29 protein-coding genes and 4 pseudogenes are annotated in these 26,206 nt (G+C 58.8%); 13 read left to right on the forward strand and 20 right to left on the reverse strand.

Features of this window, described 5'->3' with window-relative positions; all coding sequences use genetic code 11:
* A pseudogene (locus tag JTP94_RS29445) lies at positions 1–168 on the forward strand (DDE-type integrase/transposase/recombinase); the annotation flags it as partial.
* 124 nt (positions 169–292) lie between these two features.
* Here the strand turns inward: JTP94_RS29445 and JTP94_RS29450 are convergent.
* From JTP94_RS29450 to JTP94_RS29500, 11 genes are all read right to left on the reverse strand, one after another.
* Positions 293–1,375, reverse strand: a complete 1,083-nt coding sequence (locus tag JTP94_RS29450; protein WP_204853967.1) for a GlxA family transcriptional regulator — start codon at positions 1,373–1,375, stop codon at positions 293–295.
* 320 nt (positions 1,376–1,695) lie between these two features.
* Positions 1,696–2,421, reverse strand: a complete 726-nt coding sequence (locus JTP94_RS29455; protein ID WP_204854000.1) for a CbtA family protein — start codon at positions 2,419–2,421, stop codon at positions 1,696–1,698.
* 10 nt (positions 2,422–2,431) lie between these two features.
* The gene (locus JTP94_RS29460; RefSeq protein WP_204853968.1) at positions 2,432–2,620 is read right to left on the reverse strand and encodes a CbtB domain-containing protein; all 189 of its coding nucleotides are present in this window, start codon (positions 2,618–2,620) and stop codon (positions 2,432–2,434) included.
* A 55-nt stretch (positions 2,621–2,675) separates the two neighbouring features.
* Positions 2,676–3,002, reverse strand: a complete 327-nt coding sequence (locus JTP94_RS29465; RefSeq protein ID WP_204853969.1) for a nitrile hydratase accessory protein — start codon at positions 3,000–3,002, stop codon at positions 2,676–2,678.
* 11 nt (positions 3,003–3,013) lie between these two features.
* On the reverse strand, positions 3,014–3,631 hold the full coding sequence (nthA, locus tag JTP94_RS29470) for a nitrile hydratase subunit alpha (RefSeq protein WP_204853970.1): 618 nt from the start codon (positions 3,629–3,631) through the stop codon (positions 3,014–3,016).
* Positions 3,632–3,659: 28 nt separating this feature from the next.
* Complete coding sequence (nthB, locus tag JTP94_RS29475; RefSeq protein WP_204853971.1) at positions 3,660–4,403, reverse strand: nitrile hydratase subunit beta; 744 nt, start codon at positions 4,401–4,403, stop codon at positions 3,660–3,662.
* A 27-nt stretch (positions 4,404–4,430) separates the two neighbouring features.
* The gene (locus tag JTP94_RS29480; protein ID WP_204853972.1) at positions 4,431–4,931 is read right to left on the reverse strand and encodes a DUF1097 domain-containing protein; all 501 of its coding nucleotides are present in this window, start codon (positions 4,929–4,931) and stop codon (positions 4,431–4,433) included.
* Positions 4,932–4,978: 47 nt separating this feature from the next.
* Positions 4,979–5,953 carry a GTP-binding protein gene (locus tag JTP94_RS29485; RefSeq protein ID WP_204853973.1) on the reverse strand — a complete coding sequence of 325 codons (975 nt, stop codon included), beginning with the start codon at positions 5,951–5,953 and terminating at the stop codon, positions 4,979–4,981.
* A 426-nt stretch (positions 5,954–6,379) separates the two neighbouring features.
* On the reverse strand, positions 6,380–6,775 hold the full coding sequence (locus JTP94_RS29490; RefSeq protein WP_246755416.1) for a hypothetical protein: 396 nt from the start codon (positions 6,773–6,775) through the stop codon (positions 6,380–6,382).
* A gap of 24 nt (positions 6,776–6,799) precedes the next feature.
* Positions 6,800–7,171 carry a pyridoxal-phosphate dependent enzyme gene (locus tag JTP94_RS29495; RefSeq protein WP_204853974.1) on the reverse strand — a complete coding sequence of 124 codons (372 nt, stop codon included), beginning with the start codon at positions 7,169–7,171 and terminating at the stop codon, positions 6,800–6,802.
* A gap of 79 nt (positions 7,172–7,250) precedes the next feature.
* Positions 7,251–7,400, reverse strand: a complete 150-nt coding sequence (locus tag JTP94_RS29500) for a hypothetical protein (RefSeq protein ID WP_204853975.1) — start codon at positions 7,398–7,400, stop codon at positions 7,251–7,253.
* A gap of 11 nt (positions 7,401–7,411) precedes the next feature.
* Between JTP94_RS29500 and JTP94_RS29505 the strand changes: the two genes are divergently transcribed.
* Positions 7,412–7,657, forward strand: a complete 246-nt coding sequence (locus JTP94_RS29505; protein WP_204853976.1) for a hypothetical protein — start codon at positions 7,412–7,414, stop codon at positions 7,655–7,657.
* 107 nt (positions 7,658–7,764) lie between these two features.
* Here the strand turns inward: JTP94_RS29505 and JTP94_RS29510 are convergent, their stop codons facing one another.
* The 7 genes from JTP94_RS29510 to JTP94_RS29540 form a co-directional block, all read right to left on the reverse strand.
* Positions 7,765–8,181 carry a hypothetical protein gene (locus tag JTP94_RS29510; protein WP_312038201.1) on the reverse strand — a complete coding sequence of 139 codons (417 nt, stop codon included), beginning with the start codon at positions 8,179–8,181 and terminating at the stop codon, positions 7,765–7,767.
* A gap of 106 nt (positions 8,182–8,287) precedes the next feature.
* The gene (locus tag JTP94_RS29515; protein ID WP_204853977.1) at positions 8,288–8,911 is read right to left on the reverse strand and encodes a helix-turn-helix domain-containing protein; all 624 of its coding nucleotides are present in this window, start codon (positions 8,909–8,911) and stop codon (positions 8,288–8,290) included.
* Complete coding sequence (locus JTP94_RS29520) at positions 8,901–9,080, reverse strand: hypothetical protein (RefSeq protein ID WP_204853978.1); 180 nt, start codon at positions 9,078–9,080, stop codon at positions 8,901–8,903. Before JTP94_RS29520 ends, JTP94_RS29515 begins: the two co-directional genes overlap by 11 nt.
* A gap of 177 nt (positions 9,081–9,257) precedes the next feature.
* The gene (locus JTP94_RS29525; protein ID WP_204853979.1) at positions 9,258–10,940 is read right to left on the reverse strand and encodes an ABC transporter ATP-binding protein; all 1,683 of its coding nucleotides are present in this window, start codon (positions 10,938–10,940) and stop codon (positions 9,258–9,260) included.
* Complete coding sequence (locus JTP94_RS29530) at positions 10,937–11,809, reverse strand: ABC transporter permease (RefSeq protein ID WP_204853980.1); 873 nt, start codon at positions 11,807–11,809, stop codon at positions 10,937–10,939. The genes JTP94_RS29525 and JTP94_RS29530 overlap by 4 nt, the downstream gene beginning before the upstream one ends.
* Positions 11,806–12,756, reverse strand: coding sequence for an ABC transporter permease (locus JTP94_RS29535; RefSeq protein ID WP_204853981.1), 951 nt, complete (start codon positions 12,754–12,756; stop codon positions 11,806–11,808). The genes JTP94_RS29530 and JTP94_RS29535 overlap by 4 nt, the downstream gene beginning before the upstream one ends.
* Complete coding sequence (locus JTP94_RS29540) at positions 12,737–14,368, reverse strand: ABC transporter substrate-binding protein (protein ID WP_204853982.1); 1,632 nt, start codon at positions 14,366–14,368, stop codon at positions 12,737–12,739. Before JTP94_RS29540 ends, JTP94_RS29535 begins: the two co-directional genes overlap by 20 nt.
* A gap of 368 nt (positions 14,369–14,736) precedes the next feature.
* On the opposite strand from JTP94_RS29540, the pseudogene JTP94_RS29545 reads away from it, so the two are divergent.
* Positions 14,737–14,895 (forward strand): annotated as a pseudogene (locus tag JTP94_RS29545) (SDR family oxidoreductase); the annotation flags it as partial.
* A gap of 569 nt (positions 14,896–15,464) precedes the next feature.
* Positions 15,465–15,659, forward strand: a complete 195-nt coding sequence (locus JTP94_RS35705; RefSeq protein WP_246755418.1) for a hypothetical protein — start codon at positions 15,465–15,467, stop codon at positions 15,657–15,659.
* 3 nt (positions 15,660–15,662) lie between these two features.
* Here JTP94_RS35705 and JTP94_RS36095 read toward each other — a convergent pair.
* Positions 15,663–15,734 (reverse strand): annotated as a pseudogene (locus JTP94_RS36095) (TetR/AcrR family transcriptional regulator); the annotation flags it as partial.
* Positions 15,735–15,871: 137 nt separating this feature from the next.
* A pseudogene (locus JTP94_RS29555) lies at positions 15,872–16,490 on the reverse strand (IS5 family transposase); the annotation flags it as partial.
* A gap of 92 nt (positions 16,491–16,582) precedes the next feature.
* On the opposite strand from JTP94_RS29555, the gene JTP94_RS29560 reads away from it, so the two are divergent.
* The 9 genes from JTP94_RS29560 to JTP94_RS29600 all read left to right on the forward strand — a co-directional run bounded on the left by JTP94_RS29560 (position 16,583) and on the right by JTP94_RS29600 (position 26,182).
* Positions 16,583–17,710: a LysR family transcriptional regulator gene (locus tag JTP94_RS29560; RefSeq protein WP_246755419.1), complete on the forward strand. Its 1,128-nt coding sequence runs from the start codon at positions 16,583–16,585 to the stop codon at positions 17,708–17,710.
* Positions 17,711–17,849: 139 nt separating this feature from the next.
* Entirely contained in the window at positions 17,850–18,932 is a 1,083-nt protein-coding gene (locus JTP94_RS29565) for a PotD/PotF family extracellular solute-binding protein (protein WP_246755420.1), read from the forward strand.
* Positions 18,932–20,020 (forward strand): ABC transporter ATP-binding protein, encoded by a 1,089-nt coding sequence (locus tag JTP94_RS29570; RefSeq protein WP_204853984.1) that lies wholly within the window; start codon positions 18,932–18,934, stop codon positions 20,018–20,020. Before JTP94_RS29565 ends, JTP94_RS29570 begins: the two co-directional genes overlap by 1 nt.
* Entirely contained in the window at positions 20,020–20,898 is an 879-nt protein-coding gene (locus JTP94_RS29575; protein ID WP_204853985.1) for an ABC transporter permease, read from the forward strand. The genes JTP94_RS29570 and JTP94_RS29575 overlap by 1 nt, the downstream gene beginning before the upstream one ends.
* Positions 20,895–21,692, forward strand: coding sequence for an ABC transporter permease (locus JTP94_RS29580; RefSeq protein ID WP_204853986.1), 798 nt, complete (start codon positions 20,895–20,897; stop codon positions 21,690–21,692). Before JTP94_RS29575 ends, JTP94_RS29580 begins: the two co-directional genes overlap by 4 nt.
* Positions 21,689–23,203: an NAD(P)-binding domain-containing protein gene (locus tag JTP94_RS29585; RefSeq protein ID WP_204853987.1), complete on the forward strand. Its 1,515-nt coding sequence runs from the start codon at positions 21,689–21,691 to the stop codon at positions 23,201–23,203. The genes JTP94_RS29580 and JTP94_RS29585 overlap by 4 nt, the downstream gene beginning before the upstream one ends.
* On the forward strand, positions 23,200–24,018 hold the full coding sequence (locus JTP94_RS29590) for a creatininase family protein (RefSeq protein WP_204853988.1): 819 nt from the start codon (positions 23,200–23,202) through the stop codon (positions 24,016–24,018). The genes JTP94_RS29585 and JTP94_RS29590 overlap by 4 nt, the downstream gene beginning before the upstream one ends.
* Positions 24,019–24,021: 3 nt before the next feature.
* Entirely contained in the window at positions 24,022–25,710 is a 1,689-nt protein-coding gene (locus tag JTP94_RS29595) for a CocE/NonD family hydrolase (RefSeq protein ID WP_204853989.1), read from the forward strand.
* Complete coding sequence (locus tag JTP94_RS29600; RefSeq protein WP_204854004.1) at positions 25,700–26,182, forward strand: nucleoside deaminase; 483 nt, start codon at positions 25,700–25,702, stop codon at positions 26,180–26,182. Before JTP94_RS29595 ends, JTP94_RS29600 begins: the two co-directional genes overlap by 11 nt.
* Positions 26,183–26,206 lie beyond the last annotated feature (24 nt).

Consider the following 26,206-nt stretch of genomic DNA (forward strand, 5'->3'; position numbering starts at 1 on the left):
GATCACCGGTTTATCAAGACGCTGACCCGCCCCATGAAAGGCTTCAAATCCTTTCAGTCTGCGTCAGCGACACTGGATGGCATCGAAGTGGATCACATGATCCGCAAGCGGCAATTTTCAACCAGTGCCCATTCAACATTTCAGCAATTCGCCGCACTCGCTGCGTAAGTGTGTCCTGCGATAGCCGTCTCTGCGGCCTTGCAAAAAGTTTGCAACAGAACCCACAGAAGATCACCAGCCGGGCAACAGGGAAACTGGGCAAGAGACGCCATTGGAGTTCACTTCCACGATGTTAAACTCGGATCCCGCGCGTTCCTTGTCTGGCCAGCGCTCCAGGATGCGACGTAGCCAGTGCCATCTCCATCGCCAACGCCTTGCGCTCAGGTACCTCATCATGTCGGATGACGGCGGATTGGGACGGCATCGATGATGTCTGAAACCGGCTCCGATAGTCGGTAGGACTGACGCCGATGGTCTTGGTGAATACCCTCCGCATCGCATTCACATCCGCGAAGCCGCATGTGGCAGCAATCCTCAGAAGCGGTTGAGTGGTGTCCTGCAGCAGCCGTCTTGCCGCATCCGTGCGGGCTGCCGCAACGAACTCTGCCGGCGTAATCCCGAGCTCCTTCCGAAAGACGCGGGCGAAGTTGCGAGTGCTCATTCCAGCCTCGTGGGCAAGACTCTCAACGTCGAGATTTCGGTTCAAATTCGACAGCACATATCCCTGCGCCTTCTGGATCAGTGTCGTCTCCGACATCTGCCCCACAAGATGAGCGCTGAACTGCGATTGCCCTCCCGGTCGTTTCATGAACATGACCATATAGCGGGCGACGATCATCGACGTATCCTTGCCGTGATCTTCTTCGACGAGCGACAACGCAAGATCGATTCCCGCCGTGACCCCTGCGGCAGTAATTAGTGAACCGTCGCGCAGATAGATGGCGTCCGCATCGAGATCGATGTCGGGATATTCGGCGCTGAATTTGGCAGCGCATTCCCAATGCGTTGTTACCCTCCTCCCCTGAAGAAGGCCAGCGGCGGCGAGCAAGAACACCCCTGTGCAGATCGATCCGTACCGTCTGACGGTCGGTACCCGACGCCGGAGCCAGGCGATAACGGCAGGATCGATATCAAAGAAAGCCGGGTCGCCTGCCACGAGAAGGGTATCGATATCCTCGTCTTTGTCGAAGATTGTCCGATCGGCCATAAACCGCAACTGACCCGTTCCTGCCACAGTGGGAGCGCCCGTCGACATGATCTGGATGTCGTATGCGCCCATGTCGCCAAGTCGTCTCGCAGCCTCCCAAAAGACCTCGGCCGGCCCAACGATGTCGAGTGATTGCACGCCGGGTGGCGCAAGGATGACGATCCGCATGGCTTTGATCCCCTGGTTTGTCATTCGCCAATTCAGTCATGCAAGATTGCGGCCAATCCAAGCGCTGCCAGACTACGTCGGATTTGCCTGCTGGTGAGGTGAAAGTTGCTTCCGCCCGACACCTCTCCACCGTCGATCCTCATCGTCGCTGCGGCCTCGAAGACGGCGTTATTTCGCTCGTAGAAATCGAGACAGTCCTGCGGCGACGGCGGCTTTCGCAAAAGTGCTCGAAACGCTCTGCGATGGACAAGGCAATAGGCACCGTTTCCAGCTGCGAACTGCAACGCGTCGAGGTCATCTCTCCAAATCATCCCGTCGGTTCACGCCGCGCTCTCAAAGCGGTTGAAAATCGTCCCGCTCAAAGAGCCCAATAGCGCCCAGAAGAGCAGGCTGGTCATAACCGCCGCCGCAACAAATTGATGCTCAAGAGCCTCGGGTGCAAGCGCGTCCTTTCCTTCCGGCGCGACAGGAGCTCCGATCAGATGTGGGGCCGCAATAACCGCGATCGCAACCACCGCAGCCCACGGTCTCCGCTGGAACGCGATCAGTGCAATTCCTGTGGCCGTGGCTAGCGCGGTTCCGATCCACCAAAGCTGCCGGTCCTCAAGCGGAGCTGAGGGCGTTCCTGGCAATTCAGGCGGCAGGCCCAACATCGGAGCGATCATGACGCAGGCGAATCCCGCCAGACCCCAAAACAAGCCTTCGCGCCACGTCACGGGCTTGCCACGTATCGCGATCAGTCCACAAAGTACCAATGCGTACCCAATGGCCGTCAACATGTTGGCCGCAACCGTGAACGCCATCCGCTCAAAGCCATCGGACGGCTCCCAGCCACCTTCGTCATGGTCATGACCTGCATCGTGGACGTGGGCGCCGGCCATGGGAGAAACCATTGCCGGAGCCTCCTCAGCTTCGCCAGCCTTTTCGTATACTTCGGCTTTGGCGATCAGCTGGCTCGTCCCGGCGAACTGGATGATGCTGACGGCGGCGCCGACGATGACGCCTGTCAGCACAGCCGTGAAAACGATGGAGCGAAACAAGGACATCGGACTAACCTCAGTGGCAGGGAAACGCATTGGCATGACGGGTGTCGTGCGCTGCGTTGTGAACGATCTCGATATGCGAGAACCCGACGAACCCGACGATAATAACGCCGAAGCATACGGCCATGGCCGCTTGAACAATTCTGCTTGCGGGGTTAGCGACCACGGGCGTTGATATGGTGGATGATGCGGTCATTGACATTTTGGTACCTTTCTAGACGGGCGCGCACGCCCCTTGGGAAGACTGTTGCTGTTGATCAGGCCGCGAGCGCGGCTCGGATCTCTTCAGGATCGATGATGCCAGCCTTCACGACGGCCCTTTCGAGCGCCGCAAGGAACTGATCGTAGTAGTTCCAGCTCGATCGATCGGCGGGATGCGCATCCTCCCAGTCCTTGATCGTCGCGATGAGTTCGTCGCGGAAATCGTCCCATTCAAAAAAGCCGTTCTTGGCCAGCGCCAGGGCCATTCCGAACGAGGACCGCTCCCACTCCGACCCGAAGCATAAGGATCCGTTTGCGCGGGGAGGATTGTCGGCCTTCCCCATCATCTCGGTAATTGCGAAATGTTCGAACTGGGTCAGCATCGTCGTCGACCTCAGGCGGCCTTGGCGATAGCCACGCCCATCATCGCTTCGGGAGTGACGAGAGCTTCCAGCTCAGCTTCGGTCATGCCTTCCGTACCGGCAGGACGTTCAGGAACCACGAACCAGCGGATCTGCGCGCTGGAATCCCAGACCTTGATTTCGATGGCCTCGGGGATGGGCAGACCGAATTCGTTCAGCACGGCGCGTGGCTCGCGGGCGGCGCGGCTGCGGAAGGTCGGATCCTTGTACCAGTAGGGAGGCAGTCCAAGGACCGGCCAAGGATAGCAGGAGCAGAGCGTGCAGATTATCAGATTGTGCACATTCGGCGCATTCGCGACGGCGCGCATATGCTCGCCCTCTGCTCCGGCCATGCCTTCAGGAAGATTGAGTTCGGCGATCGCTGCCGGCGTGTCGGCCACGAGCCGGTCCCTGAAGGCCGGGTCGACCCAGGCGCGGGCGACAATCTTCGCACCGTTGAACGGTCCCATCTTCGTTTCGAAGAAGTCGAGAACCGTGTCGACGGTCTTGTCGGTAATGATGCCTTTCTTGATAAGCAGGGCTTCAAGGGCCTTCACCCTCGCGGCGCTGTAGGCTTCGCGATCCTCGCGGTATTTAAAGCGTTCGATCATGTGAGTGTGCTCCTATCGTGTCGCGGCGTCAGGCGGCCTTCGCGGCAAGTACCGCTTCCGGAGCTCCGACGTAGTGGGCGTAGAGATCGGCGTAGAGGCTGAAATTCTTCTCAGCGTTGTTTGGCCAGAGCTCTTCCGGCTCGAACCTGATGCAGTAGACGGGCATTGCAGCACCGATCCCATCCGTGCCCGTGTCGCACAGGTAGACATAGGCGCCGTCATAGACGGTTTCGACGGTTCCGGTCTTGTCGCGCAGGAAGCCGGGAAGCCTCGTGTGTTCCACGGAGGGCACGTTCTTGATCGAAACGGCATCCCCTACTGCGAATTCGAAGGAAACATTCAGATCCCGCTTCGGGCTGTCGCCTTCGACGAGATATTGGACGACGCGATCATCGATGGCCTGATCACCGGCCGTCGGAACTGGCTTCGAGGGATCGCTATAGTATTCCTCGGTCAGCGCATCGAGTTCTTCGGCCGTGATGTAGCCCTTGTCGATAAAATAGCCGGAAATGCCACCGAGCCACTTTTCGTAATAGCGGAATTTGAAGTAATCGAATGGATTAAGCGATTCCGCGCCCTTGCGCAGGTCCGCCCAGGTCCAGACCGTCGAGAAGATGGACGGCGTCTGCGGCAAAGGGAGCTGAGAGGAAAGAGCCATCATCGCCGTGTGGATCCCGAAGATGCGGGTTTCCCATGTCTCGACGAAGACGCGCGTTTCGGTGCTGACCGGGCCAAGCCCTTCCAGTCCGCCGAGATAGTGCTGGAGCTTCATTGAAATGTCCTTCGATTGATTGGAGGGTTACACTGCGACGGGCTTCTTAGCGGCGAGTAGCGTGGTGCCGATTTCCGACAGCAGCCCGAAGACGCCGCCGAGGAGCATCGCGGCCATGGCGACAAGCGTCGGATGATTGATGCCCGCAGTGACGACCGTCGTGTTCGTCGCGGCCGTCGTCCCGACGAACGATGCGAAACCAAAGACGATGGCGGGCGGGAAGTTCAGGATCGGAATGGCGGAAACCAGGACCATCGCCGAGGTGCCGAGACCGACCAGCAAGGCGACGAAGACCGGACTGCCAGGCCCATACTGGATGACCAGGAGCGTGATGGACGCGATGATGATGCCCGTCCAGTTCGAGACGATGCTCTTGAGCAACCCTCGTTGACCGCCTCCGCATGCGAAAAACGATGCCCAGGCGATGAAGGTCACCCACACCGGGACCGGGAACACGGTCGCGGTGATGTAGGTGTCGATGGCGCCGAGCACGCCGAGGCTGATCATTGCGGCAACGAGAGGGGGCATATTCTGTCTCCTTGATGGACGAATGGAAGTTTCGGACTGGAAAGAGCTTAAGATGCGAGCGCATGCCGCTTGACGAGGCAGCTTCTGAAGCCTTCCCGCAAGTTTGCTTCGTCGAGATTGCGGCCAATGAAGACGATGTTGCTGACAGGGACGTCCGTTGACTGCCAGATCTTGCCGGGACGGCCTTCCAGGGTCATATGGACTCCGTGGAAGACGTATCGCCGCGCCTCACCGGCGATGTTCAGGACGCCTTTCATGCGAAAGAGATCGGCGCCGATATCCTGGACAAGGCGGGTAAGCCATCCGTTGAGGGCGGCCGGGTCGAGCGCTTCATAGTCGCGGATCGCGACGCAGCCAATGCTCTGGTCGTGCTCATGCTCGTGTTCGCCCAGGATATCCGGATCGATTGCCAGGATATTCTTGAGATCAAAGGCGCCGATGCCCAGGACGTCGGCCAATTCCACATCGCAGGACGTTGTGCAGATGATCCGAGCCAGCGGGTTGCGCCTTCTAAGGTCGCGCTCGACCTCGATCAGTCGTTCCTCGGGTTCGAGATCGATTTTGTTAAGCAGGAGGAGGTCAGCGAAACTGATCTGCTCGACCGCCTCCTCTTGCGATAGCTGGCGCGCTATGTGGCGAGCATCGACCACCGTCACGATCGCATCGAGCTCCAGATTCGCCGAAAGAACCTCGTCGAGAATGAAGGACTGTATGACTGGAGCAGGGTCGGCGAGCCCCGACGTTTCGATTATGAACCTGTCGATCGGCCGGCCGGATGCGAGCAGACCACGAATGGCGGCGATCAGATCGTCGCGGACGGTACAGCATATGCAGCCGTTGTTCAGTTCCACGATCGCGTCTTCGGTTTCGACGACGAGCTGTCCGTCGATGCCGACCTCTCCGTACTCGTTGACGATCACGGCGATCCGCTCGCCACTCTCCGCAGTAAGGATCCTGTTCAATAGGGTCGTCTTACCTGCGCCAAGAAATCCCGTCAGAATAGTGGTCTTCAACTTGGGCATTGCCGCTCACTCCGTGCAGAACAAAGCTTCGCCGTCCCGCTCGATGCGGGTTCAATTGAAGCTGGCGCTCGATGTTCAGATGCTTTTGTCGGCAAGCTGTTACGCTTGCTTGAGCGGCATTACAGGTAAAACGACGCTATTTCGCAATAGTGTCGGGGTGTGCATTTCCGGCCAAAATGATAGCAGAATCCGCCAAAATTCAACGTTTGGACGGTGCTGCTGCTTAAATAATCCACATGCTCAAAAAAAAGACGCCGGGTGACTTTTTCGTAGCCGGCTTCCAAGAATGCCGCGCAACCGCATCCTAATCGGCGCCAGTGCGTCCTGTTGGGAGCGCGCGAAGCAAAGTCGCATTTCGCAGAGCGCGGGCGCCCTCCGATCGTTCGCTTTCATAATCGCAGTTACGGAGCTGGGTGGGATTAAGCCTCAAAACCCCGCCCAGGCGACCACGGGTTCGTCGTTGACCGAAAACCAAGCCCGAGTCTTGTGGCCAGGGACACCTTCAGGATTTGCGAAGTGCGTGATCGGGATCAGGCAGCGGTAGCGCGGATCGACGACGAGATGTTCCCACATCGGATTCGTGAGGTCGGCAACAAGTCCGATGCGACCGGGCGGTTCCCCATGCAGGCGCATCTCCCTGGTGTGGCGCGCAAAGCCCCAGGGCATCGACTTGAGCAGGCGCCGACCGTCTTTCTCGAACACGATCAGACCTTGGCTCCCCTCGACTGTCTCGGTCGGCACGCTGATCGTCGGCGGGTCGTCAACGCCAAAATGTGCGGCGATCTCGTCGATCGTTCGAACCACTGCAAAAAGCCTCGACATGGGTTCACCTCGATGGCACCTTTTTCAAAGCTCCAAACGGCGGCATAAGAACGAAATAGGAACAATCCCTTGGAAAATTCCGGCCACCGCGCCCTGTTGAGGAGACTTGACCGCGCCAAGGTTTGCAAATTTATCCTTATTCAGCGGCAGAATGGCAACGTCCGCATCGGGAACGCGTGAACCGGCAAGCAGATCGCCCGGCCGGATCTTTCCTCTCTCTTCGGCATCTCTGACAATCCCCCAGGCGATGCGATCCTTCACGCTGCCGGCGGGATTGAAATACTCGGTCTTTGCAAGGATGCGAGCGTCAAGACCCCTGTTTCTACGATAGTTATGCAGCTCCAGCAGAGGCGTGTTTCCAATGAGGTCCGAGAAGCTGTTGTATATTCTTGTCACTCAACACTCCTGTTGATGAATGGGCGGGTAGAACAAGGGGATCTGGGAGCCGTCGCAGCGATATCAGGAGCGACCTGCCTCAATCCCCGCACAGGGCATGCAATAGAAGAAGAAAGGAGACGAGCACCATGAAGGCCGCGAACAGATGCTGGATCATCTGCCAAATGCGCCAGCGGGTTGGCAATGTCGGACGGGTTGCAAGGGAAGCGAGATAGAGAACGGTGTCCATGAAAGCTCCTGATGCAGGCATCCGCCCTATCCCGTGCGCCTGAATGGCGGCTGCAAGGCGGATCCATTATTCATGAGCACAATATTGTCTATAAAATTAGTGGATTAAAGAAACGATTTTCTGCCGATGCCGGTGGTGTCAACAAAATGCATTTCTTCGCAGGTGGCGAATCGGAAGCGATCAACGCGAGCGAGGCAAACAGGGGGAGTGGTGTACTCATGCCAGCATCCGTAATAACGGATGAATTTCTGCAATAACGAAAATAAGCGACGAGCCAGCAGAGTTGAATCTATTCTATTGGATAAAAGAATATTAAAACAATTTTTCGCATTGAAAGCGAAAATTAGTTGGCATACCTCAATTTTCATTGAAAGCCGAAATGCGGCTGACTTCGGGAGATGACGACGATGAACCCTGCAATGAACATGATGCCGATGATGAACTCCATGATGAATGGCATGTCGATGATGAACCCCATGATGGGGGGTATGCCCATGATGAACCCAATGATGGGCGGCATGCCGATGATGAATCCGATGATGGGTGGCATGCCAATGATGGGCCACATGCCGATGATGAACCCCATGATGATGCCAATGATGCAGATGATGATGGGCAAGATGACCTGCAAGATGACGCCGAAGGGCATGGTCTGCGAAATGATGCCCATGGAAGGCATGGACAAGGACATGTTCATGGAATGCTGCAAGCGCATGATGTCCATGATGTCGTCCGGCATGCCCATGATGATGATGTGCGGCAACATGATGATGTGCTGCACGATGGAAGCGGCCTGATACCGCCTCCTGCTGCTGGCCGGAATAACAATTAGTCTTTCCGGTCACTTCGGCCGCCCAAAGGGGCGGCCTTTTTATGCGGCAGAGTTCTCAGCCGCGAACTTCCTCGACATAGGTGGTAACGAGGTAGAGAATGGCCTCGCTGGCGGTCATGTTGCGATAGCTGTGGGCCACATCCGCCTCGAATATGACGGCATCGCCTTCGCCCAGGATCTGCGCGGAGTGCCTGCCGGCGACGATCTCGACCGTTCCGCGCGACACAACGAGGTTCTCTATCGTGCCGGGGCGATGCGCCTCGGCGACCTCTGTGTGATGCGGCGCGATGCGCAATTCGTAAAACTCGACCTTGCGTTCGCTCTCATAGGGGAAAAGCGCCCGTGTCTGAAACCTTCCTTCCGAGGCGGATAAGACTTTCGCTTTCGCATGGGTAAGGACCTGGAGGGTCGTTTCTTGCGGTTCGGCAATCAGCGAACCACAGGACACATCCAGTGCGGCGGCGATCTTCCAGAGGATGGCAATGGTCGGGCTGCTCTTGCCGGTTTCGATCTGACCGAGCATGGCCCGGCTGACACCCGATATCTTGGCTAGCCGATCGAGCGAATAACCGCGGCGCGTTCTCAGACGGCGCAAGTTCTGGCCTGTCAGTGTCGATATTTCGTCGATCGCCTCCGCCCTGGAGACCAAATGTAATGACCCGCCCGCCTCAAGCACCATAATTCTGATTGCCGAATGGCACGACGGGGATGAAGCCGACAAAGGGAACCCACATCAGGAACGGCTGAACCGGCCAGGCGGAATTCGAAGACGATGTTGCCACGGAATCCTTGCCGCGGGCATCGCGGTAGGCTTGAAAATCAATGATATTAGCAGCCTGGCTGGACATTCTGGCTCCTGCAAGTTCGATATCATAAATCTAGTTTTTCGGTGGACTAATTTGGAGAGACCAGCGCCCAAACTTCGCAAGCATGGAGGAATGTTTTTGCCGAACCAGGCTTAGCAACGAAAGTGCTGCCTAAAGAGCACGGTGACCGCAAAAGCAAGGGATTGCCTGCAATCTTCCTTAGATATCGCGAAACTTCGGTACCGACGCGATGAGCTCACGCGTATAGGCATGCTGTGGCCGTTCGAAAACCTGCTCTACCGTCCCAGCCTCGACAACCGCTCCATCCTTCATGACGACAATTCGCCGGCTGACATGCTGTACGACCCCAAGATCATGCGAGATGAAGATCATCGACAGCCCCAGTCTTGTCTGCAGTTCGACCAGAAGATCCAGAACTTGCGCCTGTGTCGTGACGTCCAGGGCCGAAACTGGCTCGTCGCAGATCAGCAACTTCGGCTCGGCGGCAAGAGCCCGCGCGATCGACACGCGTTGGCGCTGTCCACCGGAAAGGGCTGTCGGCCGCCGCGTCAGCAGATCCTGCGACAGGCCAACCAACTCCATCAGCTTGACGATCTTTTCGAGGCGCCCTGCCCTGTCCAGCTCGGTATAGAGCTTCAAGGGCTGATCGATGATGCGCTCGACGGTGAAGCGCGGATTGAAGGAGCTGAGCGGGTCCTGGCTAATGGTCTGAATACCGGCCCTCAGGGGACGACGCACCCGCTCTGGAAGCGTGCTCCATGGCCGCCCCTCGAACAAGACCTCTCCCGCATCCGGATACTGTAAGGCAAGCGCAAGTTTGCCGAGCGTCGTCTTGCCGGAACCGGATTCCCCGACGATACCCAGCGTCTCCCCGCGATCGATGTGCAGTGATACCTTCTTGACGGCCTGCAGCCGGCTGCCATCCGCGCGCCAGAAGCTCATCGATATCTCGCGGATCTCCAACAGGCGCTGATCCGAACGGACGGCCTGCCTGCTCGGCAAAGGCATGCCAGGTTCGCTAAGACGTTGGCCGCGATTGGCGGCGCTCGGCACGGCCGCGAGCAGCCGTCTTGTATAGTCGTGCTGGGGGTCCGACAGGACGTTGCGCGCCGGGCCGATTTCCACCAGTCGGCCTTTCTGCATCACCGCGACCCGATCGGCCAACTGTGCAGCAACAGAAAGATCATGAGTGATCAGGAGAATGCCATGTCCGGCGGCGGCCAATTCCCTAAAGATGGCCAGCACCCTTTTCTGGACGCTGACATCGAGCGCCGTCGTCGGCTCGTCGGCAACCAGCAATCGAGGTTGGGCCGCAAGAGCCGAAGCGATCAAGGCTCTCTGCCGCAGTCCACCCGAGAGTTCATGCGCATATTGCCCAGCCCGCACTTCCGGATCGGGAACGCCCACACGTCTCAGCAATTCCACGACTTGCTGAGACACGAGCCGTCGCGATGACAGTCGGTGCGTCAAGATAGGCTCGGCGATTTCGCGGCCTATCGTCCTCAACGGATCGAGCGAGACCAGCGCGTCCTGCAGGATGAAGCCGATTTCGCGGCCGCGAACCTCGCGCCAGTCCTTCTCCGACAGCTCCAGAAGGTTGAGCGACTGGCCATTGTGGGCTGTCAGGCTCAAGGTGTTTGCACACACAGCGGCACGTGCACCGGCCAGACCGACGATGGCGCGCGCTGTTACCGACTTCCCCGATCCGGATTCGCCGACCAAAGCCAGAATCTCCCCCGGTGCGATTTCCAGGGACAGATCGCGTACAGCGTCCACACGGCCCTGCGGGGTCGAAAAGCTGACATTCAAACCACTTACCGAGAGTAACGGCGTCTCGTCGGTTGCGGTAAGAAACGTTTGCAAGCTGGTTTGGATATTCATCGCACATCGCCCGTTGCAAGAATGGTCTGCAGCCGGCGGCCAAGCAGCGTGATCGAAATCACGGAGACGGCGACGACTGTTGCCGGAAGCAGGCTCGTCCAAGGCGCTATATCGAGAAAATTGCGACCGTTGGCCAAGAGTGCGCCCCACTCGGCCGCGGGCGGCACAACACCCAACCCGAGGAAGCTTAAGGCAGACGCCGAGAGGACCGAGCTGCCAACCCCAATCGTCGCCAGGATCAGCAGTGGGCGAATGGAATTCGGCACGATATGTTGGCTGATGATGGTCCAGGGATGTTCCCCCAGTGCGATCGCATGCTCCACATAGCCCGACAGCTTGACCTGCAGCACCTGCGAACGGATCAGCCTGGCATACCCCGCTATGCTGGAAAGCCCGACGGCCAACAAGGTGTTGGTGGGTCCCCGGCCGAGCACCGCTATAACAAGCAGCGCGAGCAGTATTTCCGGAAAGGCGAGCAGGATATCGATGAGGCGCAGGAGAGGCCGGGCGACCAGCCTCGGTGCCAGAGCCGCTACTGTGCCGAGTACGATGCCGCCAATACTGGCGATCAGGGTCGCCCCGACACCAATGGTCAGTGACTGCGAGGTGCCGTAGACGACGCGGGAAAACAGATCGCGTCCGAGCTCATCCGTGCCGAACCAATGCGTCGCGTCCGGCGCCATCAATATCGCATCCGGATCGACCGCTTCCGGATCGAAATGGGAAAACCATTGCGGCGCCCAGACTGCCAAGGCGAGAACGAGGACAAAGGCCAGTGGGATAAGCAAGCCGAAAGACAGCCAGGGACGGCGCCTGCCTTCATGAAGGTTTGAGCGTGTGTCATCCTCCAGCAGATCTGCGCTTCTCATAGACCTGTCCTCCGCAAACGTGGATCGATCATCAGATAGAAAGCATCGACAAGCAGATTGACGATGACAAAGACGAGGGCGGATAGCATGACCAGCCCCAGGACGAGGGGCATGTCGCGCGTCTTGATCGCCTGAAGCGTGATCTGCCCGATCCCCGAACGTCCGAATATCGTCTCGGTGAGTATGGAGCCACCCAGCGTTCCGGCCAGCAGAGTGCCGGTGAGCGTCGATGCCGCCAACGCCGCGTGCCGCAGTCCATGCCTGACGCGCAAGACCGTCTCACCAACACCACGTGCCCTGACGGTCAGCGAGAACGGCTGGGATAGTGCCTCTTCCAGCCCATCTCGCAGCACCTGGCTCAGGAGGGCTGCCAGAGGCAGGCTCAGGGCGATGGCCGGCAGGACAAGGGCCGATAGCCCGTCATTGCCTGTGATGGGGAACCATTGCAGATTGAAGCTGAAGATCGTGAGCAGAAGGATGCCGATCCAATAGACCGGCGTGCTCAGCAATATCAATTCCACGCCCGACGATAGTCTCGCCAGGCCTCGGCGGCGGCCTGCCGTCGCCAAGGCGATGCTGACCGACAATAGAAGAGCGATAGCAACGGCACTGCCGGCAAGCTGCAACGTCGGTCCGGCCGCCTCATAGATCACCTCCCTCACAGGCTGGCGATACTGATAGCTTTGACCGAAATCACCTGTCAGGGCCCTGCCAATGTAGTGCGCATACTGAACGGCGAGCGGTTGATCCAAACCATATTGATGCATCAATGCCGCTCGCTCTGCCTCATCGACGACATTTTCCCCGCCGGCCAAGATCGACACCGGATCGCCGGGGATGAGCTTGACGGCAATGAAAGCAATCGTTGCCGCGCCCCAGAGCACGGCAACGATCACGCCGGTCCGCCGCACCGCGGTCCGGAAGGGCTTACTGATCCAGCCAGGCATCATAGAAATTCGGCTTGGCGTTGGTGGCCCAGGAGATGCCATGAAGCGTCTTGGCGGCGCCGAGCTGATAGGCGGCGACGAAGAGCGGCACGGCATAGGCCTGCTCGATCACTTCCTTCTGCACGTCGGCATAAAGCTGCTTGCGTTCCGCATCCGTTGCTCCAACCGCTTTGCTCAGCTTATCGTCGAGACTCTTGATCCGGGACGCATTCTGGCCATTGGGCGGAATATAGGCCGAATGAAACACTGTGCGCAGGATGTCCGGTTCGGCGCGCACATAGTAGAACGAGACGAGATCGTAATCATCTGCATTGGTGCGGGCGGTCCAGCCGCCGGCGTCGACCGGATCAAGCTGAAGATCAAAGCCTGCCTGCTTTACCTGATATTGAACGGCCTGCGCCAGGGTGACTTCCTGTGCGCTGCTCGAACCCGTGTCATAGACATAATGCAGGGTCAGGCGCGCGCCATCCTTCTTGCGTATCCCGTCGGCATCCTTCTGCGACCAGCCCGCTTCGTCGAGCAGGCGGTTCGCCTTACCGAGGTCAAAACCCCATTCCCGCGGGATATCGCGGTCGTAGTACAGCGTCGACGGCCCAAGGATATTGTCCGCCGGCTTCAACGTACCGAAATAGGCGGCCTTCACGGCAGCTGCGCCATTCACGGAGCTTTGGAAGGCCTGACGCACCTTCAGGTCCTGAAACGGCCCCTTGGACGTATTGAGGAAATACGAGCTATTGACTCCCGGATTCTCCTTGGTCACCACCTGCAACTTGCCGTTGCCTTGGACGGAGCGATAGTTTGCCGGCGGCACAGCGTCGATTGCCTGCAACTGTCCGCTTGCCAGAGCGCCTAGCCGCACGGACGCCTCAGGCAGATATTTGAAGACGATCTGGTCGAAATGCGCTGGCCCCTTATGTGTGGCATAGCCGGGCCCCCAATTGTAATCCGCTCGCCGGCTAAGCTTGCTGCCGCTTCCCTTGGTAAAATTGTCAAGGACATAGGGGCCGGAACCAACGACGGTATTCGTGGTGTTCTGCGCCTTCTGCAGGTAGGTCGGCGACTGGATGCCGAGATAAGGAAGGCTCAGTCCCTGCAGCAGGGGTGCGAAGGACTGGCGATAACGAATGACGAGCGTTTGGCTATCGGGCGCCTCGATCTTGTCGATGGCCCCGAGCAGCGACTTGGCGTAACTCGACGTGGTCTTAGGGTCGAGGATGCGTTCGAAATTGTATTTGACCGCTGCCGCATCGAGCGGCGTGCCATCGCTGAAGGTTACGCCCTGACGCAGATGGAACGTATAGACGGTATTGTCGCCGTTAATCTCCCATCGTTCAGCGAGCCAAGGCGTGAAGCTGTTGTTCTCGGCCTGCCCGACAAGGGAATCGACGATATTGCGAGTGATAAGAGCCGTGATCGAGTTGCCCGTAATCGATGGATCGATGATCGACGCATCGGTTGCCAACCCAACATTGAGAGTACCGCCGTCCACCGGCTTTGCCGTATCCGATGCGGCATTCGCCGGTGTGCCGATTAGTGTCAAAAGGGAAAATGCCAAGGCCACGCCGATGGTGCCTCGCCTCCTGCCATTCACATTCAAAGAACTCTTGTCCATTTCCCGTCCCTGATTTTGATCGCTGCCACGTCGATCGCGGGGCCGAGAGCCGTACATCTGCGATCGTCCGAGCTGAACGGGCATAATATTGTCTATAAAAATACTAGACTAAAGGCATTCTGGTTCGTTTATATGCAGGCGGGCAAAAATCCGTTTCATTGCTCATGTCTCAAACAAAGGACACCCCTTCTCTGATCTAGTGGTGTGATGCGCACCTGCGACAATCCGGCAGCGCGTAATCCGTCACCGACGTTATGGGTGTGGGGTGGCGTCGCCTTAACCGGGCGTGGGACGCAGTAATTGCTTCGGCCCGAATGTCACGCTTCAATCGACAAGGAGATTTCTCGCCAGACCGCGATCGCGTGGGCGAGTTCTTCGAAAAAATCCGACCAACTTCACTGATCAAACGCTTCACGACGCCTGAGGAAATCGCAACCATGGTCGCCTATCTGGCGAGCCCGCTGTCCTCGGCCACCGATGGCGCGGCACTGCGGGTCGATGGCGGCGTTGTGAAGAGCGCGTTCTGACTGTCGCGGAGAGAACGCCGTCCACTCGAGTGAATTCGGGGGACGGCAACAATGCTGTTCCTGAGGTTGATCAAATGGCGGCACGATCATCTTTGCCTCCACCTTTGTCGTTCGACGTCCAGATGAGGAGATGTGAGAGGTCGGGGACAGCATCTATCTGCACAGAAAGACCAACTATGCTTTTCGCTTTATGCGCCTCCCATGCATCCAATAGGATCTACAGGATTGCGCTCGAGCCGCTACAACCGATCTACCCGCAATATCTAGTCATGCTGGCCCTATGGATCGTGACAATGTCACCGTCAAGAAATTGGGTAACTGTCTATCTTCGGGCGATTAGCGGCAGAGGTTCCGCTCCCGTCGCTGCAATCAGTGCTTAGCGGCTTTTTCCAGAATAGCGGCTGCCGTGTCCTTCGCCGAAATGAAGGATGACGTTTCGCCGGACGTATGGGAAAGGACTAAAGCGCCTTGGAAAATCAGATTGAGTTGTTTGGCCAGGCGTTCCGGTTCCGCAAAATTTGCTTGGCGGCACAGCTCGAGGAACTTGGCCTCACCCGAGAGCTCGCATATTGGCCAAACTCGGCGATACGGCCATTCTTTCCGGCATATTCCTGAGCAGCCTTCATCCCCAGGCATCCACGCGTCAGCATGCGCCCATCGATCTTGTTCACGTCGAAGAATTCGACGATCCGTTCACGAGGATCTTCGATAGCCGCGACCGGGCCGAACATTTCATCGACGACGTGCTCGCTATAAAGCTGTAGCACAGCCTCGATCAGATCCTCCTTTGAGGGGAAATATTTATAGAGCGTGCGTTTGGAGATACCGCTGCCGCCCAAATACGGCGCTCTGCACTCTAATGCCCGGACCGGGCGACAGTTTTGATTTTGTTCGCATGCCAGCCCATACTGGCGTCAGTACTAATGATTTGTTAACCACACAAAGTGAGGAAGACCCCGATTAACTGCCAAACGACAGCAGTGAACTGGCCGAGCTCATCGTCGATCTGAGCCAGCAACGGCTCCAGCTGCGAGGCATCGCCGGTTTCCTGATCTGTCAGACTATGTGCAATGATCTCGCCACTGTCGGCATCACCCAGCAGGTGCAGTTTTTGCCAGTCGCGTCGGGACTCTACCCCATGTTTTTCTTCCAGCCATTGGCCAGCGCCAGATCTTCAGCCCGGTGCTGTCGACCAGAACGTGAATGGGTCCGTCAGCCACATGCTGCCGGTCGTTGCTTCTAGCCGGTAGCTTCCAGGTTCTGGCCCTCCGGCTCAGAGTGGTGTGATCGGGCACAGGCGGATCCAGTCCCATAAGCCCAAGCACCGAACTCAAAAGCCCTTCGCTCTGGCGCCACCGTAATTCGAATACCATGCCCAGCATCAGCGTAGTTTCGATCACCAGATCAGAGTAACGCGGCTGGCCTCCTCTCGTCTTGCGTCGTGGGGCAGCCCAACCGCCACGTGCTTCCGGCGTTATCCAAAGGGTCATACTGCCACGGCGGCGAAGGCCCGCCTCATACTCCGCCCAGTTCGTCACTTTGAATTTCATCTTGGTGATACGGTGTCGACGGGACGCGTCGTGCTTATGCGGCATGCTGGACCAATCAAGCTATTTTCGATCAGGGCCGCATCGATGCAAAACGTTGAAATTTGGTCCGTGCACCAATGCTGTTGGAACGTGCTCGAATGTCTGACAGCTGGCTTTCGACGCTCTTGACTGCAATGATCATGCATAACGGCATGACCATCGACCTCTCCGGTTGGCATGAAAAATGCGTCTTTTCAAGCTTGCTGCACCGTTCGAGAAAGGGAAGGCTGATCATGATGCGACAGGCGAATGGGATGATGGATGTGCGTCTGATGCGCACGCTCCTGACCTTGCTGACGGAATGTAGCGTTTCGAAAACCGCTGACATTCTGGGGCAGGCCCAGCCGACGGTCAGCCTGACGCTGAAACGGCTGCGGGAAATGCTGGACGATCCGCTTCTAGTCAGGTCCGGAGGGGCGCTGGTACCAACGGAGCGAGGTCTCGCCCTGAAGCAGACGTTGCGCGACATTCTCGGCCAGATCGACGCGCACCTGTCGCCTCACGCCACCTTCGACCCGGACGATGCGACGCGAAACTTCCGCATCATCGCAGACAACTGCCTCGGAGCCGTGTTTCTGCCTCAGCTGGTCGGAAAAATTGCACAAAAGGCACCCAATGTCGGCGTCGATGCGTCCCACATGCCGAGCTATGATGATCTTATCAGCCAGCTTGCGGACGGGTCCATCGATGCGGTCATCGGCAATTGGCCGCATCCGCCGGAGTATCTGCGGATGTCTCCCCTGTTAACCACCGACATCGTCTGCGTCGTCCGCCCAAGCCATAGACTGGCAAGTCAACGTGGACCGATCTCGATGGGCGAGTTCCTGAAGGAAAAACATCTTTCTCCGACCTCCGACAAGCGCGCCCAACTGAGTCCGATCGACGGGCGACTGATCGAACTCGGGCTCAAGCGCAACATCGCTGTATCCGTGCCAGAATATGCGATCACGCCCTACGTGCTGACACAATCGGACCTCGTCTTCACCACGGGTCGAATTTTTGCCGAGCAGATCGCTCAATCCTTTCCACTCGTCGTTCTGGAGGCACCGCGCGAACTCGGACAGATGCAGTTCTACATGCTGTGGCATGAGTGCAAGCACCAGTCTCCCGATCACGTCTGGCTCCGGCAGATGATCAAGTCGGTTGCGGCCGGCGTCCGCGTCTGTGATCCGACGGGGTCGGTACCGATCACATTCCTGCGGTCCGGAGCGCCGGTCTTCGTTTGAACCAATCTCGCGGGATCGCGGCAGAGAGGTCGCCCGCCTTTTGCGCAGTGCAATATAGTCTATTTGGGTTCCGTTATAGGCTTTCCCGTCCAAACAAACGACACTGGTCGCAGTTCACTCGCAACCAGATGAGGGCATGATGGCAGGTTCAGGAATTAGCCGACGTGAAGTGCTTGCAGGGATTGCCGCCGGTACGGCAGCAGGGATGTTCGGTTCGTTGAGCAGCGCCCGAGCCGCCGTTTCCGAAATGGTCTGGGCGACTTGGGATTCCAACGGCCATCCTGAATACATCGCCGCCTTCGAAGCGCAGACCGGCGTCAAGGTGAAACTGTCCTATCTTTCCAGCGAGGACGCGCAGTTCGCGGCGCTGAAAACCGGAACGGCGTCTGACTGGGACATGATCAATCCGTCCCTCAACGGAAGCTGGCGCTACATCAAGGCAGGACTGCTTGAAGAAATCGACATGGGCAAGATCCCAAATGCCGCCAAAATGTACGATGTCTTCAAGACGACACCCAAGGTTCTTGACGCCTCGGGTAAACATTTTGCGGTTCCCTATCTCTGGGGCCTCAACCCGATCGTCTACCGCAAGGACAAGTTCGAGAGCGAGCCTGACTACACGACGTTGTTCAACGAGAAATACAAGGGCCAGCTTGCCATGCGCGACTATGCGCTGGAATCCATCGGGATAGCCGGTCTGGTCGCCGGCATACCGCGCGACAAAGTTTTCCTCATGGAGACCAAGGAACTGGCGGAAGCCAAAAAACTGCTGATCGCGCAAAAGCCGTTGCTGCGTACCTATTGGCAGACGATCGGCGATCTCACAAACCTGTTTGCCACGGGCGAGGTCTCGTGCGCGTTTTCGTGGCGGGTTCCCTATGACGCGCTTAAAGACAAGCTGAAGATGGGAATGGCGAAGCCGAAAGCCGGGATCATGGGCTGGTGCGACTGCTTTGCCATGCCGGCAACACTATCTCCGGAAAAGACCGAAATCGGCTATAAATTCATCGATTATCTCCTTGGCGCAGACTTCGCGACCCAGATTGCCAAGATCGGCAACTACGCAACTACCTCGTCCATTATTCGCGACAAGCTGTCGAAGGAGGAGCAGGAAGCGATCTTCGTCGACGACATGGATGTGATGAAATCTTTCATGTGGCCCGTCGCCCCGGAGAATTACTCGGAGTGGCTGAAGGTTTGGAATGAAGTCAAGGCAAGCTGATGAAGGTCAACACGCCTGACATGGTGTCCGATCCGTCAAGGTCCGGGCTTTTGCTGTCGGCCCGCGGCCTGACCAAGAATTATGGCAAGGACCGCGCGGTCGACAGTGTCGATCTCGACATTCCCGAAAGGGCTTTCACGACGTTTCTCGGCCCTTCCGGTTGCGGCAAGACCACGATACTGCGCATGATTGCCGGCTTCGAGACGCCGGATGCGGGATCGATCGTGCTTGACGGACGCTCGCTCTCCGGCGTGCCGCCGGAGCGCCGTCCGGTCAATACGGTGTTTCAGAGCTATGCGTTGTTCCCGCATCTGACCGTGTTCGGAAACGTCGCGTTCTCGCTGACACTCCGGCGCCACAGCAATGTCGATGTCGCTGCACGCGTCAAAAGGGCGCTGGACGCCGTGCACATGGCGGAGTTTGGCGAACGATATCCACACCAGCTCTCGGGTGGCCAGCAGCAGCGGGTGGCGGTGGCCCGCGCCATCATCGCCGAGCCGCACCTGCTTCTGCTCGACGAACCCCTTTCCGCGTTGGATAAGAAGATGCGGGGGCACCTGCAGATCGAACTGAAGGATTTGCAGCGGCGTCTCGGCATCGCCTTCGTCTACGTCACGCACGATCAGGAAGAGGCCTTTGCACTCTCCGACATCGTCGTCGTCATGAACAAGGGGCGCATCGTTCAAAAGGCTGCGCCGCTGACGATCTATGCCCGTCCTGCCAACGCTTTCGTTGCCGACTTCATCGGTGCGGCGACACTCATTCCAGGTGAAATCGTAAACAGTGGCGGGGTGTCCGGATCAACCGCGATCGATACAGCCATCGGCACGGTGCAATGCCCGGCAGTGGAGGGATTGGCCAAAGGGGATAAGGCAGTGCTCGCCATCCGGCCGGAACAGGTCCGTATTGGCGTGGACGGCCCCAACGCGACGATCCGGCATGTGGTGTTCAAAGGCGATCGCTACCTTATCGAGGCCGAGGTCAATGGCGTCATTTTGCGGTTCCTGGCGGATAACCCGCTGACGCCTGGAGAGAATGTCGGGCTTGTCGTCGATCAAGACCGCGCCTTCATCACGAGGATCGACTGATGGCTCCGGTTTTTCACCGAGCGCAGCTTGCGATGCCCGTCGCTTGCATTCTGGTGTTGGGATGCATTCTCCCGCTTGCCCTGCTCGCGGTTTTCAGCGTCTTCGAGGTGGATCTCGATGCATTCACGCTCGTTCCGGCCTTTTCGTCACATAGCTGGGCGCAGATGTTCACCAATCCGGTCTTCGCCTTTCTGGTCGGCAAGGCAGTTATCTCAGGTGCTGGGACAGCGGTACTGGCGGCTTTGATCGGATACCCGATCGCCGTTTCGATGACGCGCCTTCCCGTTCTGTGGAAGGGGGTCGGCAGCATCGTCCTTTTGACACCGCTCTATACCGGCGAGATCGTCCGGATTTATGCCTGGCGGGTCGTTCTCGGCTCTGAAGGACTGGTCAACGCCGCTCTAAAATGGTTTGGCGTGATCGATGAGCCGTTGAAATTCCTGCTGTTTTCGCCGTTCACCACGCATCTTGTGCTTCTCTACAACAATCTTCCTTTCATGGTGCTGGCAATCTGGATCTCGGCGGAATTGATCGACAAAAGGTTGATCGAAGCCGCACGGGATCTCGGGGCTCGCCCGATAGATGCGTTCTTCAAGGTCATTTTGCCTTTGACGACACCTGGACTGGCTGTCGGCGTGTTTACGGTCTTTGCGCTCGCCGCCGGCGACATGATGACGCCGAGCCTTTTGGGCGGGACGTCGGGCGCAACCCCGATGGCCATGATCGACAACCTGTTCGGGACGGCGTTCGATTGGCCGCTGGCTTCCGCGCTGTCGCTTAGCCTTCTTATCGTCCTGTTCGCCTTTGCCACCGGGTTCGTGATCATCCTTCTTCGGTTCGATGGTGCGCGGGCAGTCTTTCGGCGAGGGGCACGATGAGCCGCTTGGTCATCCTCACGCTCGGTCTTGCCGTGTGTTTCTTCTATCTGCCGATCGTCGTTCTCGGAATTTTTTCCTTCAACGCCGCAAGCACGATGGCCTTCCCATTGAGCGGTTTCACCGTGTCCTGGTATGCCGATCTTTTCGGGAACGAAGCGTTTCTTGGCGGCTTCGTCACCAGTTTTCTGATCGCGCAGCCCGTCGGTCTGCTCGGCGCGCTGATCGGGCTGATGGCAGCATTGGCCGTGACGTCGCCGCGCATGAAGTTCCGGGCCGCATTCGCCATCCTGGTCCTCGTGCCCTTTCTAGTGCCGAAGACGGTGCTTTCCATTGCGCAAGCCATGCTCATGAGCTGGGTGGGATTGGGACGTGGGGCAACGGCGCTCATACTGGCGCAGACTTTGGTCGTCATTCCCTTCACCACCACAATCCTTGCCGCCGTGATGGTCAGGCTCGACCCTCGGCTTGAGGAAGCGGCGCGGGATCTCGGCGCCACGCCATGGCAGAGCTTCCGACGCGTTTTGCTGCCACAGTTGAGCGTCGCGCTGAGTGCCGCCTATTCCATCGGGGTCATCCTGTCGCTGGCCGATCTGACCATCTCTATGTTCCTGGCCGGCCGCACGCAGCCCCTGTCGCTGATCGTCGCATCGGAATTCCGGCGCGAGCTGAAGCCCGACCTCAATGCCATGCAGGTTGCCGTTCTCGTATTGACGGCCCTGATCGTGGCACTGACCGAAATCAATCGCCGACGCCGCCTGCGCGGACGTATGGCCCATGTACGAGATGACCTATGATGATTGCCGCAATCGACGCGCCGCGCATGACGCTTGACGACCTGAAGCAGGAGGCGCTTGCCGATCTTGCCGCGCTCGGCTACCCGAGCGCAGCGTGGCTCAGCGACCTGCCGAGACCCGACGCGGCTGAAATCGCCGATGCGATCATCGTCGGTGGTGGCCAGTCAGGCGTCACGATCGCCGCAGCTTTGAAATGGGATGGGCTCCGGCATATCCGCGTCCTGGACAGCGGCGCACCGGGCGCCGAAGGGCCATGGCTGACCTTTGCGCGCATGGAGGAATTGCGCACCCCGAAGACCCAGGTCGGCAACGAGTTCAATGTTATCAACCTGTCTGTCCGCCGCTGGTTCGAAACGCGCTACGGGCAACAAGCGTGGACGGACCTGTCCCGCATTCCGCGAACGGACTGGAAGGCCTATCTCGACTGGTATGCCGACGCTTTCGAGATCGCCATCACCAACCGTTGCGAGGTCCTGGACGTCGCCCCGGAGGGCGATCTGATCGCCGTCACGACCCGTCTCGGAGGCAGGATTGAAAAATCCCTGGCGCGAACCGTCGTGCTGGCTACCGGCTATGATGGCGCCGGCGCATGGCGGGTGCCGGCGCTTGTATCCGAAGCCCTTGCACCCGAAAAGTTCGATCACACGAACGGGCCGGTCGATTTCGACGCGTTGAAGGGATTGCGCGTCGGCGTGCTCGGCCATGGTGCCTCTGCGTTCGACAATGCGATCAAGGCGCTGGAAGCCGGTGCTGCCTCCGTCGATCTCTGCTTCCGGCGCGCGCGACTGCCGCGCACCAATCCCCACCGCGCGGTCGAAACGCCCGGCATGATGACGCATTACCCTGACCTTTCCGAGACCACACGCTGGGATATCGCCCGGTTCTTTCGCAGTGCCGATCAGCCGCCGCCGGTGCGCAGTTTCGAGACCGCGATGCGCCTTGAAAATTTCAAGCTTCGTCCCGCAACCCCTTGGCTGGAGGTCTCCCAGCAGGCCGATGCGATCCGTGTCACCACGCCTGACGGTATTCTGGAGTTCGATCACCTGCTTCTTGCGACAGGCATGGATGTCGATCTCGCAGTCAGGCCTGAACTTAAAACCATTCATGACAAGGTCGCGCTTTGGGGCGAACGCTACACGCCGAAAGACGGCAGCGCGGATGCCCGGCTGGCAAGGTTTCCCTATCTCGACGGGTTCTATGGATTCATCCCGAAGGATCCTGATGAGACATGGGTCAGCCGGGTGTTTGCCTTCAACAGCAGCAGTTTCGTCAGTCATGGTCCGCACTCGACGTCGATCAGCGGGCACAAGCACGCCGTTCCACGGCTCGTGCGCGGTGTCCTGCGCCGGCTGCTGCTCGATCGGGAAGCGGTCATCCTGCCGGAATTGGCATCCTACATCTCACCGGATCTGCCGATACCGGACGATTTCGAAACGGTCGTGGCCGAGGCCAATCGGCAATCGGCAGGATCGCCCGAGACAGACAAGCCAACTATGCGGAGTGGCCCATGACGCATTCCTTTTACTGGGACGATCATTCGACAGCGGATTTTGCGTCCCGCGATCTGAGCGAGACCGTCGTTATCCTGCCGATTGCGGCTGTCGAGCAGCACGGCCCCCATCTTCCGGTGCAGGTGGACGCCGCGATCAACACCGCCATCATCGATCGGATGGTGCCGTTGCTTGACACAAACGCGGACGTCCTCATCCTGCCGCCGTTCGGCGTTGGCAAATCTGATGAGCACCTCGCCTATCCGGGGACGCTGACCATTTCGGCGCAAACCCTGCGCCTCGTCTGGCTTGATATCGCCAAAAGCGTGAAGCGAGCCGGCGTCCGAAAGATGATCCTGTTCAATTCGCATGGCGGGCAAATCTCGCTGATGGAGATGACCTGCCGCGATATCCGTGTCGAACTCCATATGCTGGCGGTCGCGTGCTCCTGGTTCAGGATCGCGCCGGTCGACGATCTGTTTTCGTCCTCGGAAATCGTTCACGGCATTCACGGCGGCGATATCGAAACCAGCATGATGCTGGCCATCGCACCGGAACTGGTCGCCATGGACAAGGCCGAAGATTTCGTGCCGCTGACCGTCGACATCGAGCAGTCTGGCAGCCCGTTGACGGCGGAAGGCGCGGTCGGCTTCGGCTGGCAGGCGCAAGACCTTCATCCCGCGGGCGTCAGCGGAAATGCCGCCAATGCCGATGCCGTAAAAGGCGCGCTTGTGCTTGACCGCGCAGCGACCGGTTTGGTGCGCCTCATCGAAGCGACGCGCAATTTCGACATGAAGAGGCTCACCTCTGAAACCCGCTTTTCGGCCACGAGATAAGAGATGCTGGCACTCCGCGACATCGAAACTCTTCGGATGCGCATGGCTGACGGTGTCCACCTGGCGGCAGACGTCTATCGTCCCGTCGGCCCGGAGCGCTATCCCGTTCTGGTGATGCGCCTGCCCTACGGGCGAAAGGTGGCCTCGGCGGTCGTTCTGGCCCATCCCGCATGGTATGCGGCACAGGGTTACGTGGTGCTAGTGCAGGATGTTCGTGGCCGTGGAGATTCGGAAGGGGCCTTCAGAATTCTCGAGGACGATGTCGCCGACGGCGCGCAAACATTCTCGCTGGCGGCCGATCTTGCAGGCGGCAACGGCATGGTGGCAAGCTATGGCTTCAGCTACCACGGCATGAACCAGTTCCTGGCCCTTGCCGGCGCTCGAAAGTCCGGCGGGAAAGTGCCCGATGCGATGGCAATCGCCATGGCGGCTTTCGATGTGCGCAACCACTGGGCCTTCGAGGGCGACGGGTTCCGTCTGCAGTCCAATCAGATGTGGGCGTGCCAGATGGCAGTCGAAAACGCCCGGCTGGCCGGCGACCTCGATGCCGCCCATATGTTGCATGCCGCTTTGCCTTCTCTGCATTCCGGCGCGGTTTCGGCACGGCCGGACGTGCTAGAGCAGGCAGCGCGGTACACGCATTATCATGACTGGCTCACTGATGATCCGTCCTATTGGCGGGCAAGGTCGCCGCAATCGCTGCTTGAGGGCGTGACGCTCGACGTTCCCGTCCTGCATGTCGGCGGATGGAACGACATTATGCTTGAGGGCACTTTCGCCGCCTTCGAGGCATTTTCTGCGGGCAGCAATCTCCAGCGGCTTTCTATCGGACCATGGTCGCATATCCCCTGGGGACGACGGGTCGGGACACTAGATGCCGGAGCCGGCGCGGCAGACGGTATCGACCGCGAAATCGTCGCATTTTTTGACGAGGCGCTCAAAGGCCGCGAAAATCCTTACCCGAAGATCCGGCTCTACGATGTCGTCAAAAAAACATGGGCCGGTTTCGAAAGCCTGCCGACAGCCGAGACGCTGGTGCTTCATGTCGCATCGGGCGGCCGGGCGGCCGCCACGAGCATCGATGGAACGCTTGCCGAGAAGCCGGGGCTTTCGAGCGCCGATTATCTCGTCCACGATCCATGGCGGCCGGCCCCGAGCATTGGGCTGCATCTCGGCACGCCTCTGGATTTTGCCGACCGGGCGGCGATCGACGACAGGGCAGACGTGCTCGTCTATACCTGCGATCCTCTCGACCGGCCGCTCCTGCTGACCGGTGCCGCGAAAGTGGTCCTCTTCATCACTGCCGACAGGCCGAGTTTCGACCTGGATTGCACCTTGAGCGCGCTCACCCCTGATGGGGCCGCCATCAGCGTGACGTCGGGACATAAAACCGTAAAGGCGGACGGCGGAGGATCGCCAGTTTCCGTCGCGCTGCGGCCCGTCCACGTGACGGTGCCGGCAGGGCATTGCCTGCGTCTATCCATACAGGCGGCGTCGTTCCCCGCTTTCCCCGTCAATCCGGGCACCGGGGCGCGTCCCCAGGACTCAGCCGTAACGGATCGGCTGGTCACGACCCTCGTACTCCGCTCAGGTGATGGCTACCCCTCCACCCTGCGATTGCCCGTGATGCGGCAGGCCGATGCGAAAGACAGCCAATCCCATACCGTAGAGGAGAACGGACCTGAGCCTTGATCACGAAAACCTTCTCAGATTGACCTTCGAGATTGCGCACCGGGCGAAAGCGCATGGCAATATGCCCTTCGGCGCGCTTCTGGCCGGTCCCGGCGGCGAAATTCTTCTTGAGGAAGAGAACGGATATTTTCCCGACCTCGATGGAACAGCCCATGCCGAGCGCCTGTTGGCGACGCGTGCCTCTAAGCTCTATCGCGAGCCGTTTCTGGCGGAGTGTACCATGTACAGCTCGGCGGAACCCTGCGCCATGTGCGCCGGCGCGATTTACTGGGTCGGTATCGGCCGGGTCGTCTATGGCCTGTCCGAACATCGGCTGAAGGCCATGACAGGGGACCACCCGGACAACCCGACAATGGATCTACCATGCCGCGATGTCTTTGCAGCCGGCCAGAAAAGCATCGAGGTCATCGGACCCTTGATTGAGACGGAAGCGGAAGCCGTTCACCGGGACGCCTGGCAACCAACGACGTGAATACAAGCGGGCATTCTGTTTTCA

Origin of the sequence: Martinezella lusitana (assembly GCF_016901135.1) — a bacterium.
In the GTDB taxonomy this organism is placed as follows: Bacteria; Pseudomonadota; Alphaproteobacteria; order Rhizobiales; family Rhizobiaceae; genus Rhizobium; species Rhizobium lusitanum_D.

What these genes read in the sequence shown, in the direction of transcription:
- JTP94_RS29480 (WP_204853972.1), bottom strand. Translation starts at nt 4,931, where the DNA reads ATGCCCCCTCTCGTTGCCGCAATGATCAGCCTCGGCGTGCTCGGCGCC.
- JTP94_RS29530 (WP_204853980.1), bottom strand. Translation starts at nt 11,809, where the DNA reads ATGAGAAGCGCAGATCTGCTGGAGGATGACACACGCTCAAACCTTCAT.
- JTP94_RS29565 (WP_246755420.1), top strand. Translation starts at nt 17,850, where the DNA reads ATGGCAGGTTCAGGAATTAGCCGACGTGAAGTGCTTGCAGGGATTGCC.
- JTP94_RS29500 (WP_204853975.1), bottom strand. Translation starts at nt 7,400, where the DNA reads ATGGACACCGTTCTCTATCTCGCTTCCCTTGCAACCCGTCCGACATTG.
- JTP94_RS29575 (WP_204853985.1), top strand. Translation starts at nt 20,020, where the DNA reads ATGGCTCCGGTTTTTCACCGAGCGCAGCTTGCGATGCCCGTCGCTTGC.
- JTP94_RS29520 (WP_204853978.1), bottom strand. Translation starts at nt 9,080, where the DNA reads ATGTCCAGCCAGGCTGCTAATATCATTGATTTTCAAGCCTACCGCGAT.
- JTP94_RS29560 (WP_246755419.1), top strand. Translation starts at nt 16,583, where the DNA reads ATGTCTGACAGCTGGCTTTCGACGCTCTTGACTGCAATGATCATGCAT.
- JTP94_RS29465 (WP_204853969.1), bottom strand. Translation starts at nt 3,002, where the DNA reads ATGCTGACCCAGTTCGAACATTTCGCAATTACCGAGATGATGGGGAAG.
- JTP94_RS29580 (WP_204853986.1), top strand. Translation starts at nt 20,895, where the DNA reads ATGAGCCGCTTGGTCATCCTCACGCTCGGTCTTGCCGTGTGTTTCTTC.
- nthB (WP_204853971.1), bottom strand. Translation starts at nt 4,403, where the DNA reads ATGAAGCTCCAGCACTATCTCGGCGGACTGGAAGGGCTTGGCCCGGTC.
- JTP94_RS29450 (WP_204853967.1), bottom strand. Translation starts at nt 1,375, where the DNA reads ATGCGGATCGTCATCCTTGCGCCACCCGGCGTGCAATCACTCGACATC.
- JTP94_RS29540 (WP_204853982.1), bottom strand. Translation starts at nt 14,368, where the DNA reads ATGGACAAGAGTTCTTTGAATGTGAATGGCAGGAGGCGAGGCACCATC.
- JTP94_RS29570 (WP_204853984.1), top strand. Translation starts at nt 18,932, where the DNA reads ATGAAGGTCAACACGCCTGACATGGTGTCCGATCCGTCAAGGTCCGGG.
- JTP94_RS29505 (WP_204853976.1), top strand. Translation starts at nt 7,412, where the DNA reads ATGCAGGCATCCGCCCTATCCCGTGCGCCTGAATGGCGGCTGCAAGGC.
- JTP94_RS29455 (WP_204854000.1), bottom strand. Translation starts at nt 2,421, where the DNA reads ATGTCCTTGTTTCGCTCCATCGTTTTCACGGCTGTGCTGACAGGCGTC.
- JTP94_RS29525 (WP_204853979.1), bottom strand. Translation starts at nt 10,940, where the DNA reads ATGAATATCCAAACCAGCTTGCAAACGTTTCTTACCGCAACCGACGAG.
- nthA (WP_204853970.1), bottom strand. Translation starts at nt 3,631, where the DNA reads ATGATCGAACGCTTTAAATACCGCGAGGATCGCGAAGCCTACAGCGCC.
- JTP94_RS29460 (WP_204853968.1), bottom strand. Translation starts at nt 2,620, where the DNA reads ATGTCAATGACCGCATCATCCACCATATCAACGCCCGTGGTCGCTAAC.
- JTP94_RS29490 (WP_246755416.1), bottom strand. Translation starts at nt 6,775, where the DNA reads ATGTCGAGGCTTTTTGCAGTGGTTCGAACGATCGACGAGATCGCCGCA.
- JTP94_RS29590 (WP_204853988.1), top strand. Translation starts at nt 23,200, where the DNA reads ATGACGCATTCCTTTTACTGGGACGATCATTCGACAGCGGATTTTGCG.
- JTP94_RS29595 (WP_204853989.1), top strand. Translation starts at nt 24,022, where the DNA reads ATGCTGGCACTCCGCGACATCGAAACTCTTCGGATGCGCATGGCTGAC.
- JTP94_RS29535 (WP_204853981.1), bottom strand. Translation starts at nt 12,756, where the DNA reads ATGCCTGGCTGGATCAGTAAGCCCTTCCGGACCGCGGTGCGGCGGACC.
- JTP94_RS29585 (WP_204853987.1), top strand. Translation starts at nt 21,689, where the DNA reads ATGATGATTGCCGCAATCGACGCGCCGCGCATGACGCTTGACGACCTG.
- JTP94_RS29485 (WP_204853973.1), bottom strand. Translation starts at nt 5,953, where the DNA reads ATGCCCAAGTTGAAGACCACTATTCTGACGGGATTTCTTGGCGCAGGT.
- JTP94_RS29515 (WP_204853977.1), bottom strand. Translation starts at nt 8,911, where the DNA reads ATGGTGCTTGAGGCGGGCGGGTCATTACATTTGGTCTCCAGGGCGGAG.